The following is an 18,270-nucleotide window of genomic DNA, read 5'->3' as shown; positions in this document are numbered from 1 at the left end:
ATGTTGGGTAAATTGACGTGGGAGGCCGTGCCGCTGCACGAGCCGATCGTCGTGGTCACATTGGCGGCCATGGTGCTGGGTGGCATCGCGCTGCTCGGCGCGGTGACGTACTTCAAGCTGTGGGGCCCGCTGTGGCGTGACTGGTTCACCACCGTGGACCACAAGAAGATCGGCATCATGTACGTGGTGGTGGCGCTGGTCATGCTGGTGCGCGGCTTCGCCGACGCGCTGATGATGCGCGCGCAGCTGGCCGCGGCCGGGCCGGGCAGTGACGGTTTCCTGCCGCCGGAGCACTACGACCAGATCTTCACCGCGCACGGCGTGATCATGATCTTCTTCGTGGCCACCCCGTTCGTGGTCGGTCTGATGAACATCATCGTGCCGCTGCAGATCGGCGCGCGCGACATGGCGTTCCCGTTCCTCAACGCCTTCAGCTTCTGGATCTTCGTGGTCGGCGCCGCGCTGATGATGATCTCGCTCGGCGTGGGCGAATTCGCCATGACCGGCTGGGTGGCCTATCCGCCGCTGTCGGGCATCGAGTTCAGTCCAGGCGTCGGTGTCGATTACTACATCTGGGCGTTGCAGGCTTCGGGCATCGGCACCTTGCTGACCGGCGTCAACCTGTTCATCACCATCCTGCGCATGCGTGCGCCGGGCATGACCCTGATGAAGATGCCGGTGTTCACCTGGACCGTGCTGGTCACCAGCGTGATCATCATCGCCGCCTTCCCGATCCTGACCGTGGCACTGGGTGCGCTCACCCTGGACCGCTACCTGGACTTCAACTTCTACACCAACACATTGGGTGGCAACCCGATGATGTACGTGAACCTGGTGTGGGCCTGGGGCCATCCGGAGGTGTACATCCTGGTGCTGCCGGCGTTCGGCATCTTCTCCGAAGTGACCGCCACGTTCGCGCGCAAGAAGCTGTTCGGCTACAAGTCGATGGTCGGCGCCACGCTGGCGATCGGCATCCTGTCGTTCATCGTCTGGCTGCACCACTTCTTCACCATGGGTTCCGGTGCCAGCGTCAATGCCTTCTTCGGCATCATGACGATGATCATCGCCATTCCCACCGGCGTGAAGATCTTCACCTGGTTGTTCACCATGTACGGTGGCCGCGTGGAGTTCAGCGTGCCGATGCTGTGGACCATCGCCTTCCTGGTCACCTTCACCATCGGTGGCATGACCGGCGTGCTGCTGGCCATCCCGGGCGCGGACTTCCTGCTGCACAACAGCCTGTTCCTGGTCGCGCACTTCCACAACACCATCATCGGCGGCGCGCTGTTCGGTTACCTGGCCGGCTTCGCCTACTGGTTCCCGAAGGTGTTCGGCTTCACCCTCAACGAGCGCCTGGGCAAGTGGTCGTTCGCCTGCTGGGTAATCGGCTTCTACCTGGCCTTCATGCCGCTGTACATGCTGGGCTTCATGGGCATGACCCGCCGCATGAACCAGTACGACAACCCGGCGTGGACGCCGTACCTGATCGCCGCCTTCATCGGCGCGCTGTTCGTGTTCGCGGGCATCATCCTGATGCTGGTGCAGATCTACGTGAGCGTGCGCGACCGCAAGCACAACCTGGACCTGACCGGCGACCCGTGGAATGCACGCACGCTGGAATGGGCCACGCCGTCGCCGCCGCCGTTCTACAACTTCGCCGTGGTGCCCAAGGCCGATGAGCTGGACGCCTTCCACGAAGCGAAGAAGCGTGGCCTGCCGCCGCCGCCGAAGACGTACGCGCCGATCCACATGCCGAAGAACACCGGCGTGCCGCTGATCCTCAACATCTGGATCCTGGTGCTGTGCTTCGCCCTGGTCTGGCACATCTGGTGGATGGCCGCGGCCAGCTTCATCGCGATGATCGTGACCCTGATCGTGCGGTCCTACGACGAGGACGTGGACTACTACGTCAGTTCCGAAGAGGTGGCGCGCACCGAAGCGGCCAACCTGGCCAAGCTGAAGGAGGTACGCGCATGAACCTGTTGACCCGCCCCGAGCTGGCCAGCGACACCCAGGCGCACGAGGACCACCACGCGCACGACCACGCCCACGAGCAGGGCGGCATGAAGGTGTTCGGCATGTGGGTCTACCTCATGTCCGACCTGGTGCTGTTCGGTTCGCTGTTCGCCTCGTATGCGGTGCTCAGCACCGCCTACGCCGGCGGCCCCACCGGCAAGGACCTGTTCTCGCTGCCGTTCGTGATGGCCGAGACCTTCCTGCTGCTGGTGTCCAGCATCACCTACGGCCAGGCCGTGCTGGCGATGCATCGCCACGATGCCTCGGCGGTGCTGCGCTGGCTGGGCGTGACCTTCGTGCTCGGTGCCTCGTTCATCGGCATGGAGATCTATGAGTTCTCGCACCTGATCCACGAAGGTGCCGGCCCGAGCACCAGTGCCTACCTGTCGGCGTTCTTCGCGCTGGTCGCCACCCACGGCCTGCACGTGGCCAGTGGCCTGATCTGGATGGCCGTGGTCATGCACCAGGTCTACCGCCGTGGCCTGACCCCGACCAACATCACCCGCGTTTCGTGCCTGAGCCTGTTCTGGCACTTCCTGGACCTGGTGTGGATCTGCGTCTTCACCTTCGTCTACCTGATCGGAGCCTTCTGACATGGCCCACGTCGAAACTTCGCGCGCCGGCAATGCGCACGGTTCCACCAAGTCCTACCTGATCGGCTTCGTGCTGTGTGCGCTGCTGACCGTGGTGCCGTTCGCGCTGGTGATGAACCCGGTGCTGTCGCGGCCGCTCACGCTGTTCCTGCTGGTCGGCTTCGCGGTGGCGCAGATCCTGGTGCAGCTGGTCTATTTCCTGCACATGGACCGCAAATCCGAAGGTGGCTGGAACCTGGCCAGCTTCGTATTCACCCTGGTGATCCTGTTCATCGTCGTCGCACTGTCGGTCTGGATCATCTGGAGCATGCACTACCACATGATGATCAACTGATCGTGGCCGGGGTGATCGGCATGGACCGCACGATCACCCCGGCACCTCAGCCTTCTTTCCCCACAAGGGCAGGCCTGACCGAGACCCCGCCCGCATCTGCGTTGGTGGTACCCGTGAAGCGTCCTGCTGCTGTTGCCCGTTCGTTGTTCTCTCCCCGTTTCCGTCTGCCGCTGCTGGCAGGCCTGGCCATCGGCCTGCTGGCCGGCTGCAGCGCGCAGTCGCGCATGGACTTCTATTCCAGGGACATCGCCTGCGAAGAACTTGGCCAGCACTGGTCGATGCCCGACAGCCACGGCACCGTGCGTGGCCCGAAGGACCTGCAGGGGCAGGTGACCTACCTGTTCTTCGGCTTCACCAGCTGCCCGGATGTGTGCCCGACCACCATGGTCGAGCTGAGCCAGGTGAAGCACCTGATGGGCAAGGATGCCGACCAGCTGCAGGTGGTGTTCGTCAGCGTCGATCCCGCACGCGACACGCCCGAAGTCGCCCGCACCTATGTGGAAGCGTTCGACCCCAAGGCGATCGCGCTGGTCGGCAACGAAGCGCAGCTGGCCACGATGGCCAGTGACTTCAAGGCGTTCTACGAAAAAGAGCCCGGCCAGGTACCGCATACCTACACCGTGAGCCACATCGCCGGTGGCTACGTGTTCGACCGCCAGGGCCGCCTGCGCCTGTTCGCGCCCTACGGCATGCCGGTGGACGAACTGTTTTCTGACGTGCAGCGCCTGCTGCTGGAACCGGCCCATCCAGCGGCAGGTAACGACGCGCTGGCCAGCTGCAGCCTCAAGCACAGCGACACGATCGCCGCGCGCTGACGCTGGTGTGTGCCGACCACTGCTCCTAGTGGGTTGGCACGTCTGGATCTGCTCTTGGTAGGTGCCAACCTTGGTTGGCACAGCTGTAGAGCCGAGCCCATGCTCGGCTCCGTGCTTACCGCGCAGCCTGCAAACAGCAGCCGAGCATAGGCTCGGCTCTACATGCTCGCCGCCCCGGTGGGTGCCGACCGTTGGTCGGCACATCTCCCCCAGTGTCAATCCCCGGCCGGCCAGGAGAGCCAACCGGCCGGGGCACCACTCAACGCTTTACTTGGTCTCTTCCCACTGCACCACGTCCGGCTCTGTCGCGCGGATACCGGCGGTGGACAGCAGCTTGGTGGTCGCATCCAGCGCCGCGTTCACCGACGGGTACTCCACGATGGCCTGGCCCGAAGCCTTCGACACCTTCACCACGGTGCCACCGGTGGCAGTTGCCGCGCGCTGGGCCGATGCTGCATCGGTGAAGAACACCTTGACCCGCGACGTCGCCACCACCGGCGCTCCGTCACGTGAGACCGCCGCCGCGAACTTGCCGGCGCCGGCATCAGCAGGCGCCGCCGCTGCGCCATCCAGCGAACGCTTGGTGCGCGAGCTGGTGGTCGCCGCCGCCTGCGGGGTGATCGTGAACTGGCCGCCGCTGGCCTGCTTCACGGTGGTCGAGGGAGACAGCTGGAAGCGCGTGCCGCCCACATCGAACGAGCGGCCGGTAGCGGACGCCTTCAGTTCCTGCGCATCCACGGTCGATAGAGTCCTGGCCGGAGGAGTCTGCCCCGAGCTCTGTGCCCAGGCAGGGAAGGTCATCGCCGCGAAGGCGAGCGTGCTCAACAGAATGGTCGTCTTCATCATCAGTGCCCCAGAACGCGGATCTTGAAGAATTCGAGGTTGCCGCGCGATGCTGCGGTCGCGGCCTGCCCCATGTCGGTGACTTCCAGCGTCCAGGTGCCGCTGGCATTCTCATCCAGGAAGGCATTGCTGGACAGCAGGTCCCAGCTGGTGAAATTGCTCTGCGCGCCACCCGTGCCTGAGCCGATCGCGGTGAATGCCGGTTGCACCACGCTGCGGGTACCGCTGGGCGACACCAGCACGAACTGCAGCTGGCGTGTGTTGCGGTGGTTGACCCGGAAGCCCAGTTGCACGCTTTCGATGTTGCGCGCGCCATTGGCCAACTGGAAGGTCAGGCGTGCGGCGGCGGCCGAGGTGTTGCCGATGGCCACGGTGCGCGTGGTGTTGCGCCAGCCGCTGTCGACCAGTGGTCCCAGCGACTGGAAGTTCTCGGCGACCTGCACTGCACGCGCAGCGTTGACCACACCAAAGCCGTACCAGTTGCTATAGGCACGGTTGGCCGCATTCACCGTCCAGCCCGGCACCAGCGTGCGGCCGTCGGCCAGCGTCACCGCCGGCTGGTTCGGATGGTTGCGGGTGGCGGTGGTGGCCAGGATGTACTTCACATCGCGATAGGACAGGTTCGGATTGGCTTCCAGCACCAGTGCCGCCACGCCCGATACCATCGGCGCCGACGCCGAGGTGCCGTTCATCTTGGCGGTGTAGTTGCAGGTGCTGTCGATGGCCGACAAGTTGCTGTCCAGCGTGTTCTGGCGGTTGGTGTTCTTGTTGCTGCCCTGCACGCACCCGGTCACGTCGGTGGTGACGATGGCCGGGTCGTAGGCGCGCGCCACCAGGCCGGGGGCGTACTGCGCCTGCAGGCCGTACTCGCCGCCAAAGGCCGACACCCACAGCGCCGGGCCGGTGGAGGAGTAAGACGAGCGCACGCCATCGGCGCGCACCGCGCCTACGGTGATCACGTTGAACAGGTTGTTGCGTGGATCGCGGCCGGCCGGCACGCAGCCGGTGTTGCGGTTCTTGGTGTCGGTGGTGCAGACATCCTGGGTCTGGCTGATCGAGGCATTGTTGAAGTTGTTGCCGGCCGACTTCACGTAGATGCCGCCGCGGCCACCACGCGTGCCCGACAGTGCCTGCTCGTACGAACGAATCGTGTTTTCGCTGTACGCCAGCGGCAGGTTCGGATTGCCCGGGCCGGCGCCCCAGCTGTTGTTGAACACCTGCACGTCGGCCGATTCCGCGCCGTCCCACCAGGCGTACTCGATGTTGCTCTGCTGGTTGCCCAGGGCCGAGCGCGAAATCGGGTTGAAACCCTTCAGCGTCGCCGCCGGGGCCACACCGCGCACGCCCAGGTTGTTGGCGCCCACCGCGCCGGCGATGCCACCGACCATGGTGCCGTGGTTATCAACGTCCGGGTTGGTCGGGGTAGGGTTGTTCGAGCCATTGGTGAAGTTCTTGCCGGCCACCGCCGCGATGTTGGCGGCCAGGTCCGGGTGGGCGATCTGCAGGCCATCATCGACGATGGCGATGGTGACGCCCTGGCCACGGATGCCATTTCGGAACAGGCCATCCACGTTCAGGTCGTTGCCGGCCACCGGCAGTGTGTCGGCCGGAACCGTCTGCCCGGTGTTGAGCAGGTGCCACTGGATACCCGCCAGCGGATCAGCCTGCTGGGCCTGGACGGTGGCGGCGAGGCTGCCCAGCACCAGGGCAGTGGCCAGGGCCAGGCGCGCGGAGCGCGGTGGCGCAGTGCGTTGCGTGTGTCGCTTCATACACGAATCCTTCTGTTGTGAATCGGCATGGCAGGACGGCGGGGCGGAACTGCCCCATCGCAACGAGCGAAACGCGACACAACGAAGAACCCCCTACCTCTTCACACACCCAATCTGCAGATGTGCCGATTGCGTCACAAACACTTATGCCGTGGGGTAATGACGACTGCGCATTCCTGTAGAGCCGAGCCCTTGCTCGGCTGATCGGACGGTCCCGTGTGTAAAGCAGCCGAGCATGGGCTCGGCTCTACACAAGCGGTGTCATCGCGTGGCTTCACACGCGGCTGTGCTACTACAGCCCGTGCACCCTTCCGCACGGAGCACGATGATGGTCAATCCGCTCGCCCAGGCCCATCGCGGCCTTGGCACCACGCTGTTCAGCCTGTTGAACCCGATACCTTTCGGCTTCTTCGTCGGCGCACTGATCTTCGACGCGATCTATCTCAACAGCGCCGAGGTGATGTGGGGCAAGGCCGCCGCATGGCTGATCACCTTCGGCCTGCTGATCGCCATCATCCCGCGCCTGATCAACCTGTTTGCGGTCTGGCGCCGCAACGGCACGGCCACCCGCATCGACCGCATCGACTTCTTCCTCAACCTGGTGGCGGTGCTGCTGGCGATCTGGAACGCGTTCGTGCACAGCCGCGATGCCTACGCCGTTGCAGTGCCGGGTACCATCCTGTCCGCGCTGACCGTGGCCCTGATCGCCCTGGGCCTGATCCTGCTGTCGCTGCAGCCGCCGGTGCTGCAGGGAGGTCGTCATGGCTAAGCACACCCTGCCCACCGTCGTCGCCTTGGCATTGGCCGTCACCCTGTCGGCCTGCGCGGGCAAGGCCGAATACCACCCCAGCGACCAGTCCGGCGCGAAGCCGCCGCTGCCGGCACCGAAGAACTTCCTCATGCCGCCCATGCAGGTTCCCAAGGGCGTCGGCTGGGCCGAGGGTCAATCGCCGTCGGTTGCCGAGGGCCTGAAGATCGAACGCATCGCCGCCAACCTGCAGCACCCGCGCCGCCTGCTGACCCTGCCCAACGGCGATGTACTGGTGGTGGAAGGCAACGGCCCCGGCGAAGAACCCGTCACCACGCCCAAGCAGTGGATCGCCGGCAAGGTGAAGGCGCGCTCGGGCAAGGCCGGTAAGGGCGGCAACCGGGTCACCCTGCTGCGTCGCACGCCGGGCACGAACACCTGGTCCCAGCACGTCTACATCGAAGGCCTGCATTCGCCATTCGGCATCCAGCTCATTGGTGACACGCTGTACGTGGCCAACACCGGCAACATCATGCAGTACCACTACGTGCCCGGTGAAACCCGCATGTCCGACAAGGGCCGCGAATTCACCGACCTGCCCAGCACCATCAACCACCACTGGACCAAGGAGCTGCTGGCCAGCCGCGATGGCCGCAAGCTGTACGTGGGCGTGGGCTCCAACAGCAACATCACCGAGAACGGCCTGGCCGTCGAGTACCGCCGCGCAGTGGTGCTGGAAGTGGACGTAGCCACCCGTGGCAGCCGCATCTTTGCCTCGGGCATCCGCAACCCCACCGGCCTGGATTGGGAGCCGAGCACCGGCCAGCTGTGGGCAGTCGCGAACGAGCGCGATGAGATTGGTGCCGACCTGGTGCCGGACTACCTCACCTCAGTGAAGGAGGATGGCTTCTACGGCTGGCCCTACAGCTACTACGGCCAGCACGTGGACGAGCGCGTGCAGCCGCAGCGGCCGGACCTGGTGGCCAAGGCGATCGTGCCCGACTACGCCATCGGCTCACACGTGGCGCCGCTGGGGTTGCTGTTCTACACCGGCCAGGCGCTGCCGCCGCAATACCACGGCGGTGCCTTCATCGGCGAACACGGCAGCTGGGACCGCTCGCCGCTGAGCGGGTACGAAGTGGTGTACGTACCGTTCAAGGACGGCAAGCCGACCGGGCGGCCGCAGACCGTGGTCAGCGGTTTTGCATCGAAGGATGAGAAGACGCTGATGGGCGCCCCGGTGGGCATGGCGATGGACGCCGAGGGTGCATTGCTGGTGGCCGACGACGTGGGTGACGTGGTGTGGCGTGTATCGGCCAAGTAGCTCTGTAGAGCCGAGCCCATGCTCGGCTTACGCGCGAAGCGCGGGGTTTCCGCGTACAGGTCGACGAGCAGCCGAGCGTGGGCTCGGCTCTACAGTTCCGCAGTACCGCTGCGGAACCCGCTGAACACCGACTCGGCAGCAAACCCGACGCCGCCCAGCAGCACGCCGAAATACACCATCGTGGCCACCACGAAGGCGTAACCGGCCGCCACCGCGGCACCATCGCGCTGGATGAAACCGATCGCGAAGGACATCAGCGCCAACGCCGGCAGGGTGTTGCTGAAGGGAATCGGCCCGGCAGGCGCCATCAGCAGCAGGGTGGCCACGACCAGCGCCAGGTTGTTCAGGCGCATCATCTTCTTCGAGCGCACCATCACCGCCAGCCGCATCGGCCGCGACAGCCGCTCCATGCGGTGCACCCATTTCAGCGCACGGCCCAGGTTGGCCTTCAGCTTGTCGGTGGCGATCTCACGGCGCGCCAGCTTCTGCGGCACCCACAGCGGGCGGTTGCGTACCCGGCTCAGGCCGATCAGCAGGATCGAGGCGCCGAACACGGTGCTCAGCCCGGGAATCGATACGGGAATGATGAAGATGGCCGAGAGCAGGATCACGATCAGCAGCAGGCCCTCATCACCCAGCGCGCTGAGCAGGGTGCCGACGCTGACCTGTTCGCCGGGCAGCTCGTCGATCATCTGCTCGATCTGCTGGGCTAAGGGCGCGCTGTCATTGGTTTCGGGGGCACGGTAGGTCATGCGTCGCAAGGTTCTCCAGGGAAGGGCGGTCAACGGGCCGTCCTGCGGTGGGGGACGCACAGGCTCCTGCAGTATCCCGGCCAGCGTGGGCAAAGAGGTGAACCGGGCATGAGGGGGTAAACTGGCGTGCCCCGCACGAGTTGACCGCAATGGACATGGGCCGCCGGCAATCGACCATCGAACTGGTCGCCATCGACATGGATGGCACCCTGCTGGACCCATCGCACCAGCTCACCCCCCGCGCCAGGAAGGCCATCGCGCAGGCGCGGGCGCTGGGCGTGCACATCGTGCTGACCAGTGGCCGCCCGGTTCCGGGCCTGGCGCCGTACCTGCACGAACTGGGCATCACCGGCGGCGACGACTACTGCATCGCCTGCAATGGCGGCCTGGTGCAGCGCGTCGGCACGCGCGAAACCGTGGTCGAGTATCCGCTCAGCTTCGACGATTTCCTGTTCTGCGAGCAGGTAGCCCGCGAAGTGGGCGTGCACTTCCAGGCGCTGGACAGCCAGCGCATGTACACGCCCAACCAGGACATCAGCTACTACACCGTGGCCGATTCGCATCTTTCGAGGATGCCGCTGTCCTATCGCCGCGTGGAAGACATGGACCCGTCGATGTCCTTCATCAAGCTGATGATGATCGACGAGCCCGAGGTGCTGGATGCTGCCATCGCGCGCCTGCCCAGCGAACTGACCGAGCGCTTCGCAGTGCTGAAGAGCGCGCCGTTCTTCCTGGAAGTGTTCGACCGCCGCGCCGGCAAGGGCCCGAGCCTGCAGAAGCTGGCCGAGCACCTGGGCATCGACCGCGCCAACGTGATGGCCATCGGCGACCAGGAGAACGACCTGACCATGCTGCAGTACGCCGGTACCAGCGTGGCGATGGGCAATGCCATCGACGCGGTGAAGGCGGTGGCGCGATTCGAAACCACCAGCAATGCCGATGAAGGCGTGGCGCGCGCGATCGAGCGTTTCGTCCTGCAGTAACCGCGCGTCCCTCTGCTCTGGTGGCTGCCCACCTTGGTTGGCACACGCAGGCCGTAAGCGCCGATCAGGGGCTATACCCGCGTATAGCCCACCTATCTCCACCGCCATCGGCGCTGTACCACGGTGCAATGGCGGATGCGGCAGTGCGATGCAAGAATTTCGCACGTCGAAATCACCCCGCCGAGTCTCACGGCAGATGATCGTCTTCATCTGCTGACCGGCGCGCGCTGCGCCGTCACTCCCTCAACGCAATCGCACCGCCAGCCAGGGCGCCGACACCGGTGCTGCACCGCGCTGGGCGTGCGCCTGCGCTGCTCTCCCCCTGCACCCTGGATCTGCTCATGAACACCCCGCCCACGACGCGCCTCGCCCTGGCGATCCTCGCCGCCATTGCCGCCCCTGCGTATGCCGCCGACTCGGCCGAGACCTCGCACGACACGCCCACGACCTTGAACGCCCTGCAGGTGATCGCCACACCGCGCGGCGCCGCCGTTGCACCGACCCAGGTGGTTGGCCCGAACCGCTACATCATCAAGGCCGAAGACCTTGACGCGGTGGTCACCGGCAACAACGGCCTGGCCATGCTCAAGCAGGTACCCGGCGCCAGCTACACCGCCACCGATGGGCTGGGCCTGGATATCTCGGCCACCAGCCTGTTCGTGCGCGGCTTCCGCATGAACGAAATGGGCATCACCTTCGAAGGCGTGCCGCTGAACGACAACGGCTTCCTCTCGCTTACCGGCACCAGCGTGGTGAACGTGGGCGTGCCCGATGGCATCGGCGCGATCACAGTCAGCCCCGGGGGGGCGCCGGTCAGCGTGTTTTCCAGCAGCGTCAACGGCGGCAGCCTGGAATACCGCCTGCGCGACCTGCAGGACACACCCAGCCTGCGCGTGAAGCAGGGCGTGGGCAGCAACAGCACGTTGGTCACCACCGTATCCGGGCAGAGCGGCCAGCTCGGCGAGCAGGGCCCGAAAGTGCTGGTCGACCTGCAGCGCGTGTCCGCCGACAAGTACCAGGGCCAGGGCACCCAGAACTTCCTGCGCGGCGACCTGAAGCTGCAGCAGGACGTGGCCTGGGGCGACTTCACCGTGTTCCTCTCCGACAGCAAGGCCAAGGTCTGGGGCTACAACAACATCTCCTTCGACATGATCCGCAAGCTGGGCTGGAAGGCCGACATCTTCTATCCCGATTATGCGTGGGCGTGGTACGTGGCCTCGCCGGAGAACGCGGACAAGTCCTGCGGCGCCTACACCTGCGGTGAGCTGTCCGAACTGATTCCGTACGACACCGGCCAGATCACCCGCGACCGGGTGTCCTCGATCAATCATCGTTTCCAGATCACCCCGGCACTGAGCGGCAACGTGCAGCTGTACAACGCCAACAGCCACACCCAGGCCACGCTGACCGACCCGACCGTAGCGTCGCCCAACGGCGCGCCGTTCTCCGAACAGGTGCAGACACCGCGTGTGAATCGGCTGGGGTGGCATGCTCAACCTGCAGTTCGAGACCGGCGCGCACACCTTCACGGCCGGCTTCTGGCAGGAGAAGAGCAAGGCTGCGGCCAAGACCGAGTGGTACCAGCAGCCGCTGCTGGGCGAAGGCCCGCCGCTGAAGGCCACCGGCCCGTTCGACGTGTATGGTCCCGCGTTCAAGACCGACAACGCATCGAGCTGGGTGACCCGCTCGCGCCAATTCTACCTGCAGGACGACATCGTGTTGAACGACACGCTGAAGCTGGGTGTCGGCTTCAAGGCCGTGGACTTCCGCACCAGCGGTGGCGGCCTCGGCGATGCCGAGGACCGGCCGGTGAACGGCACGCTGCGCGCGAAGAGCAACTTCCTGCCGCACGTCTCGCTGTTCTGGAGCCCGACTGAATCCACCGATGCCTTCATCGATCTGGCCAACACCATGAACGGCTACCGCGTCGCCCAGCGCGGCAACATCGGCTACACCGCCTCGGCGTGGACCATCACTGACCAGGAAGAGTTCGACCGCGTGGCGGGCACCTTGCGTCCGGAAAAGAACTGGAACCTGACCGTGGGTGCATCGCATCGCTTCGACCGGCTGACAATCACCGGTGACGTGTTCTACAACGACATCCGCAACCGCCTGCTGTCGGCCGCCATCGGTACCCAGTTCGCGCAGATCAACACCGTGCGGCTGATGCCGAAGATGCACGTGATCGGCGCCGACCTTGGCATCACCGCCGACCTGACCGACCACCTGCAGTTCTACCAGGGCGTTGCCGTGGCGCGTTCGTACTACGACAGCGACTTCGTGGTGGGCGACACCGTGTACCCGATCAAGGGCAACGCCCAGCCGGGCTACCCGCAGATCTCGCTGGTGAGTGATCTTTCCGCGCGCTTCGGCGACTGGCGTTTCGGCGCCACCAGCACTTCGTACCTGCGCCAGCCCTTCACCTACGAGAACGACATCCGCGTTCCCACGTTCTGGCAGGTCAACACCTACGCCGCCTACCGGTTCGGCGCGGACAGCGCGGTGCCGGGACTGGAGCTGCGGCTGGACGTGAGCAACCTGTTCAACCGCCACAACATCGGCACCGCCACCATCGCCGGCTCGTCGTTCTCGGGCGATTACCAGACCCTGCAGCGCAGTGCGCCCCGGCAGCTGATGTTCAGCACGTCGATGGCGTTCTGATGCCACCAGGGACGGGGTCAGAGCCCTCTGCTGCGCAGAGGGATCCGACCCCGCTGCCATCCCGTGATCGGGGTCGTGATCGGGGTCAGATCCCTTTGCGCAGCAAAGGGCTCTGACCCCAAAACCCACCCGGAAACCCGCCTTGCGCAATCAACAGGGATTTTCTGGCGGCGGCGCAAGGTTCCCACAATGTTGCTGCGTCATCCTGTTGGCATGGCACAGCACCACACGCAATCACCGCTGTTCGGCATCCGGGGCCCAGGACGGCCCCGGCAGGCGCTGTCCGTGGCGCCTGCGATCGACCTGCGGGCCGAATACCAGTTCTGGCAGGTGTACGAGCGTGTGGTGCAGCCGCTGCCCGGTGGCGGGCTGCGGCTGGCCTGGCTGGTCTGCCAGAAGGTCTATCGCGACCGCTGGCAGTACCCGCACGACAGTGACGAGGTGGCACTGTCGCGCGTGGTGTTCGGCGGGAACATGACGGCTGACCGCGCGTCGGAGCTGGCGGAGCTCCACGCGCTGGTCAGCCGTCGGGTGGCGGTGCTGGCCAGACGTGGGCGGCTGGGTACGGCCGCGTGATGCCGGGATGGCGCTGGCGTCGCCGGACCGCCGTGAACCGCCCTGGCACCCTCGCACCATCCGCTGCCATGACCTGTGCTGGCATTGCCTATCCGCTGGCATGACCTGCTCTTGGTAGAGTCGACTGTTAGTCGACTGCACTTCGCATCCACCTCGCAGGCGATCGCGCTTCGCGCGCGAGTCGACTAACAGTCGACTCTACCAACGCCCTCTCCAACCAGTGCTGCTAAGGCTTCCCCCGATCCAACTGCCGATACCCGATCGCCTCAGCCAGATGCGCGGTCTGGATCACCTCGCAACCGGCCAGATCCGCAATCGTGCGCGCCACCCGCAGAATCCGGTGCATCGCCCGCGCGGACAGTTGCAGGCGTTCAATCGCCTGCTCCAGCAAGTCCTGATCGGCCTCGCTCAATCGCGTGCACGCGCGAAGCGCGGCGGGCGGTAGATGCGCATTGAGCCCGCCGCGCGCCTGTTGCCGGGCATGGGCGGCTTCCACCCGTACACGCACCGTTGCACTGGGCTCACCCAGCGGTGTGCTCTCGCGCAGCTCCACCGCATCCATGCGCGCCACGCTGATATGCAGGTCGATACGGTCCAGCAGCGGCCCTGACACCCGTGCACGATAGCGGTTGATGCGCTCATCACTGCACAGGCAGCGATTGCTGCGGTCACCGGCCCAGCCGCAGGGGCAGGGGTTCATCGCCGCCACCAGCTGGAAGCGCGCGGGGTACTGCACACTGCGCGCCGCGCGTGAAATCCGGATATGGCCCGACTCCAGCGGCTCGCGCAGCGTTTCCAGCGCGCTGCGGTTCCACTCGGGCAGTTCATCCAGGAACAGCACGCCGTTATGGGCCAGCGATATCTCGCCGGGGCTGGGCGGGTTGCCGCCGCCCACCAGCGCCGCCGCGCTCGCACTATGGTGGGGAGAGCGGAACGGCCGTTGCCGCCAACGCTTCGGGTCCAACCCCTCGCCACTCACCGACGCAATCGCAGCCAGCTGCAGCGCTTCGGCCTCTTCGGCATCCGGCAGCAGCCCGGGCAGGCGTGAGGCCAGCAGCGTCTTGCCGCAGCCCGGGCTACCGATCAGCAGCAGATGATGGCCACCGGCCGCCGCCACCTCCAACGCACGCCGCGCATGCCCCTGCCCGCGCACGTCGGCCAGATCGGGCAGCGGCAGCGGTGGGGTGTCCACGCGTTCCACGGGCGGCAGCAGGCGCGGGTTGCCCAGCCCGGCGCAGCATTCCAGCAACGTGCGCGCCACCCGCACATCGGCGTGCTCGGCTAGCGCCGCCTCGGCGGCATTGCCGGGCGGCACCACCAGAATGCGCCCGGCGTCAGCGGCGGCAATCGCGGCGGGCAGCGCACCGGCCACCGGGCGTAGTTCGCCGGTCAGGCCCAGCTCGCCCAGGAATTCGTATTGCAGCAGCGACTGCGGATCGACCTGTCCGCTGGCCGCGAGGATGCCCAGCGCGATGGCCAGGTCGTAGCGCCCGCCTTCCTTGGGTAGATCGGCGGGGGCGAGATTCAAGGTGATGCGCCGCTGCGGGAAGTCGAAGCGTGCGCAGAGCAGGGCGGCACGTACACGTTCGCGCGATTCACGCACGCTGGTTTCGGCCAGGCCCACGATCTGGGTGGCGGGCAGGCCACCGGAGAGATGCACTTCCACCCGCACTAGTGGGGCATCGACCCCGGCGCGGGCACGGCTGTGGACCAGCGCCAGGCTCATGAAGGGATTCCTGCGGAGGGACGCTTGATGGTGGGGCAGGGGCCCCTAGGGCGCCATCGGGAATCGCCGCTGAAACGGCTAGGGAATTCCGGCCAAATGGGTATTCGGCAGCACACAGACGTGAGGCCAGCAGCATCTTGCCGCAACCAAGGCTGCCGGTCAGTGGATGGGTGGGGTTGATAAAAAAGCAAATAAATCAATGCCATAGATCTTGTGTTGTCGCGCGAGGCCCAACAACCGATGCTGGTCGCGGTTGGTGAGACTGCGGTTTGGAAAATCGAGACGGGCAACATGCAGCGGGCGAGTCAGGCGAAGATGCGAACTGGACACCACGAGGGGGGGAGCAGATGGAACAGCTATCAGTTGATCTGGAGAACTGCTACGGCATTAGGAAGCTGCAGGCGACGTTCAATTTTTCGGAAACGCGCGCTGTTGCGATCTATGCGCCTAACGGCGCTATGAAATCATCCTTGGCGGAGACGTTCAAAGACGTCGCTACGAATAAGAAGACGGTTGACCGCATCTTCCCTGACCGCGTGACGAAGAGAGAGATAAAGGACGAGGGCGGCGCTGACATTGCTGCGTCGGAGCTAGTAGTCCTGAAAAGCTATGAGGAAGTGGTGCCAAGCGAGCGCACTTCGCTTCTGCTAGTCAACAGTGACCTCAGGCTTGAGTACGAGAAGCTTCTGAAGGACGTTCAGCAATCGACAGAATCGCTTGTCAAGACGCTGAGGAATTTGTCCGGGTCGAAGATGATCGAGCGGGATGTCTCAAATGCCTTCACGAGATCGAACAGTCAATTCCTAAAGGCGTTGGCGCGTGTCAAGGACGAAGTCGCCAAGCAGGAAGGTGCACCTTTCGCTGGAGTTGACTACAGCAAAATATTCGACCAAAGAACGCTGTCTCTGCTTGCGACGAAAGATTTCAAGCAAGCCATCGAGGCTTACGTAAAGAGCTACAACACTCTGATCGATAAGTCCAAATACTTCAAGCGCGGTGTTTTTAACTACTACAATGCCTCGACCATTGCCAGGAACCTTGCTGACAATGGCTTCTTCAACGCAAAGCACGCGATCCGTCTAAATGGCGCTGAGGTCGTGGAAATTAACGATGTGAAGCAGCTTGAAGGAATTATTCAAGCCGAACGCGACGCCATTTCTGGCGACCCGGACCTGAAGAAGAAGTACGCCGAGATTGAGAAGAGCTTTAACAAGAACCAGGAACTGAGAGGCCTACAGGAATATCTGTCGGCAAACGAAGATGTTCTTCCTCATCTCGCGAACATTGAAGAGTTCCGTGAAGAGGTTATCAAGTCCTATCTTAAGAAGTGCTTCGATCAGGTGGAGGCGCTACTGAACCTCGTTGATAAAACTAACGAAAGAAAGGAGCAGATCGAAGAGGCGGCATCGAAAGAAAGGACGCAATGGCAAGATGTCATCGCAACGTTCAATGATCGCTTTACCGTCCCGTTCCGATTGGAGGTCAAGAACCTCGTTTCAGCCATTTTGGGGGCGGAAGCGCCAACACTTGGTTTCACTTTCGTCGATGGAGACGAAGAGGCGGTTGTCGAGGAAGAGCAGCTAATGTCTGCGCTTAGTACCGGTGAAGCGAAGGCGTTCTACATACTAAATGTGATGTTCGACATGAATGTCAGGATGAAGTCGGGAGAGGATGCTCTGTTCATTATTGATGACATTGCTGACTCGTTTGACTACAAGAACAAGTACGCGATCATCGAGTATTTGCGAGATGCGGCAGAGCACAGTCACTTCCAACAGATCGTCCTGACTCACAACTTCGACTTCTTTCGGACCGCGTGTTCACGATACGTAGGGCGAGACAACTGTTTCATGGCGGTGAAGAGTAAAGAGGGGATCTCGCTGGAGGCACCATACGGCGTCAGAACCAACGTGTTCGAGCACTGGAAGGACCATTTCTACAGGAACGAGGTCATCAAGGTTGCGACTATACCGTTTATCCGAAATGTCGCCGAGTACACGCAAGGAACTGGGTCTGACGCGTACAAGGTCCTAACCAAGATGCTCCACTTCAAGCCGGACACTAGTGCGCTGACGGTTGGGCAGTTGGATCAGCAGTTCAATCTCGTCTTGAATAAACAGGGTGCGCATTCGGAACCGGATAAGAACTTTGTTGATTTCGTGTTCGAGGTCGCTGATCACTGTCTAACCATGCCGGAAGGCGTGAACTTTGAGAACAAAATTGTCCTCTCGATTGCGATCCGATTGGCCGCAGAGCAGATCATGATTCGCAAGATCAATGACGCAGAGTTGGTTGAAGAGATCGCAAAAAAAGGCAATCAGACTGCGCGTTTGAGTGATGCTGTTCGTGACACGTACCCAGAAGACGACGATCTTCACAAGTTGCTGAGGCAGGTCATCCTCATTACGCCTGAGAGCATTCATCTCAATTCCTTCATGTACGAACCGATTGTCGATATGTCAGATGAGCGGCTTCGGCGTCTATATCAAAGCGTCAAAGCTCTGATCTAGATGGCATAGAGCCGGCGCTCCCGGCTCTATATTTTCAGTGGCATAGCCAATTGCATCACGACATTCCATAGTCCCGTTGCCGTCCACTTGCGCACATGCCGATTTACCTCTGGTTTTGAGCGCCACCACAATCTGGAACTCAACTCCCAAAGAGACACCTCTGCTTATCCGGCATCGACCCATCGAAGCGCCTCAGCCGCGTCTCAACCCAGGATGGCCCCGCACGCTCCACCAGCAGCCGCCCCTCAATCTGCTGCACAAACAGCCAACGCTCGAAGCTCATACGTAGGCGTTCGATATCCGGCGCCCTCCACGCGGCATCGGCAGGCATCCGGATCAGCACACGCGAGGGCGCACTCTCTACCTCCATCACCACAACGCCATTACACCGGATCTCGAAAGACGTCGCGCCAGCATAGCGCGTGTGGAATTCAAAGCCTTCGACGGCCTTCGCTGTGACGAAGCCCAGCGCGTCGCCGTGCAGCAACCGGTAATCGAAGGGCTTCAGATTCTGGTAGGCCCACTCCCGATCACTCGCTGGCTCGGGCCACGCGGCCCATACCACGGCGATCACCACGATGCAGGCCGCCGCAGCGACAAAGCTGTGCTTTTTCATCGCT

The 18,270-nt window shown here is 63.7% G+C and carries 14 protein-coding genes and 1 pseudogene; 10 read left to right on the top strand and 5 right to left on the bottom strand.

Translation table 11 applies throughout. The features are described from left to right. The 4 genes from cyoB to QP512_RS19025 all read left to right on the top strand — a co-directional run bounded on the left by cyoB (position 1) and on the right by QP512_RS19025 (position 3,758). Positions 1-1,977: a cytochrome o ubiquinol oxidase subunit I gene (gene cyoB / locus QP512_RS19040; RefSeq protein WP_286070245.1), complete on the top strand. Its 1,977-nt coding sequence runs from the start codon at positions 1-3 to the stop codon at positions 1,975-1,977. After that, positions 1,974-2,609 (top strand): cytochrome o ubiquinol oxidase subunit III, encoded by a 636-nt coding sequence (gene cyoC / locus QP512_RS19035; RefSeq protein ID WP_286070244.1) that lies wholly within the window; start codon positions 1,974-1,976, stop codon positions 2,607-2,609. Before cyoB ends, cyoC begins: the two co-directional genes overlap by 4 nt. A gap of 1 nt (position 2,610) precedes the next feature. Further along, positions 2,611-2,943: a cytochrome o ubiquinol oxidase subunit IV gene (cyoD, locus tag QP512_RS19030; RefSeq protein ID WP_006399830.1), complete on the top strand. Its 333-nt coding sequence runs from the start codon at positions 2,611-2,613 to the stop codon at positions 2,941-2,943. Between the two features lie 143 nt (positions 2,944-3,086). Further along, the gene (locus tag QP512_RS19025) at positions 3,087-3,758 is read left to right on the top strand and encodes an SCO family protein (protein ID WP_345783122.1); all 672 of its coding nucleotides are present in this window, start codon (positions 3,087-3,089) and stop codon (positions 3,756-3,758) included. 267 nt (positions 3,759-4,025) lie between these two features. On the opposite strand, the gene QP512_RS19020 is transcribed toward QP512_RS19025, so the two are convergent. Together QP512_RS19020 and QP512_RS19015 are read right to left on the bottom strand one after the other, a co-directional pair. Next, positions 4,026-4,604, bottom strand: a complete 579-nt coding sequence (locus QP512_RS19020) for a DNA breaking-rejoining protein (RefSeq protein WP_343229519.1) — start codon at positions 4,602-4,604, stop codon at positions 4,026-4,028. Beyond that, complete coding sequence (locus QP512_RS19015; RefSeq protein WP_286070241.1) at positions 4,604-6,370, bottom strand: S8 family serine peptidase; 1,767 nt, start codon at positions 6,368-6,370, stop codon at positions 4,604-4,606. The genes QP512_RS19020 and QP512_RS19015 overlap by 1 nt, the downstream gene beginning before the upstream one ends. A gap of 328 nt (positions 6,371-6,698) precedes the next feature. On the opposite strand from QP512_RS19015, the gene QP512_RS19010 reads away from it, so the two are divergent. Both QP512_RS19010 and QP512_RS19005 read left to right on the top strand, forming a co-directional pair. Beyond that, entirely contained in the window at positions 6,699-7,139 is a 441-nt protein-coding gene (locus tag QP512_RS19010; RefSeq protein ID WP_121504203.1) for a DUF2231 domain-containing protein, read from the top strand. After that, complete coding sequence (locus QP512_RS19005) at positions 7,132-8,442, top strand: sorbosone dehydrogenase family protein (RefSeq protein ID WP_286070240.1); 1,311 nt, start codon at positions 7,132-7,134, stop codon at positions 8,440-8,442. Before QP512_RS19010 ends, QP512_RS19005 begins: the two co-directional genes overlap by 8 nt. Positions 8,443-8,531: 89 nt before the next feature. On the opposite strand, the gene QP512_RS19000 is transcribed toward QP512_RS19005, so the two are convergent. After that, positions 8,532-9,194 (bottom strand): exopolysaccharide biosynthesis protein, encoded by a 663-nt coding sequence (locus QP512_RS19000; protein WP_049431964.1) that lies wholly within the window; start codon positions 9,192-9,194, stop codon positions 8,532-8,534. A 149-nt stretch (positions 9,195-9,343) separates the two neighbouring features. Here QP512_RS19000 and yidA point away from each other — a divergent pair, with 149 nt between their 5' ends. From yidA to QP512_RS18985, 3 genes and pseudogenes are all read left to right on the top strand, one after another. Beyond that, positions 9,344-10,177: a sugar-phosphatase gene (gene yidA, locus QP512_RS18995; protein ID WP_286070239.1), complete on the top strand. Its 834-nt coding sequence runs from the start codon at positions 9,344-9,346 to the stop codon at positions 10,175-10,177. Positions 10,178-10,518: 341 nt separating this feature from the next. Beyond that, positions 10,519-12,838 (top strand): annotated as a pseudogene (locus tag QP512_RS18990) (TonB-dependent receptor). 189 nt (positions 12,839-13,027) lie between these two features. Continuing rightward, positions 13,028-13,414, top strand: coding sequence for a hypothetical protein (locus QP512_RS18985; protein ID WP_286070238.1), 387 nt, complete (start codon positions 13,028-13,030; stop codon positions 13,412-13,414). Positions 13,415-13,640: 226 nt separating this feature from the next. Here the strand turns inward: QP512_RS18985 and QP512_RS18980 are convergent, their stop codons facing one another. Next, positions 13,641-15,140: a YifB family Mg chelatase-like AAA ATPase gene (locus QP512_RS18980; protein WP_286070237.1), complete on the bottom strand. Its 1,500-nt coding sequence runs from the start codon at positions 15,138-15,140 to the stop codon at positions 13,641-13,643. A 347-nt stretch (positions 15,141-15,487) separates the two neighbouring features. Between QP512_RS18980 and QP512_RS18975 the strand changes: the two genes are divergently transcribed. Then, on the top strand, positions 15,488-17,650 hold the full coding sequence (locus tag QP512_RS18975; protein WP_286070236.1) for a phage infection protein: 2,163 nt from the start codon (positions 15,488-15,490) through the stop codon (positions 17,648-17,650). A 139-nt stretch (positions 17,651-17,789) separates the two neighbouring features. Here the strand turns inward: QP512_RS18975 and QP512_RS18970 are convergent, their stop codons facing one another. Continuing rightward, on the bottom strand, positions 17,790-18,266 hold the full coding sequence (locus QP512_RS18970) for a cold-shock protein (protein WP_286070235.1): 477 nt from the start codon (positions 18,264-18,266) through the stop codon (positions 17,790-17,792). Between the last annotated feature and the right edge of the window lie 4 nt (positions 18,267-18,270).

The organism is Stenotrophomonas sp. 57 (assembly GCF_030291075.1).
Taxonomy (GTDB): Bacteria; Pseudomonadota; Gammaproteobacteria; order Xanthomonadales; family Xanthomonadaceae; genus Stenotrophomonas.
This window is presented reverse-complemented; position numbering and strand designations above follow the sequence as displayed.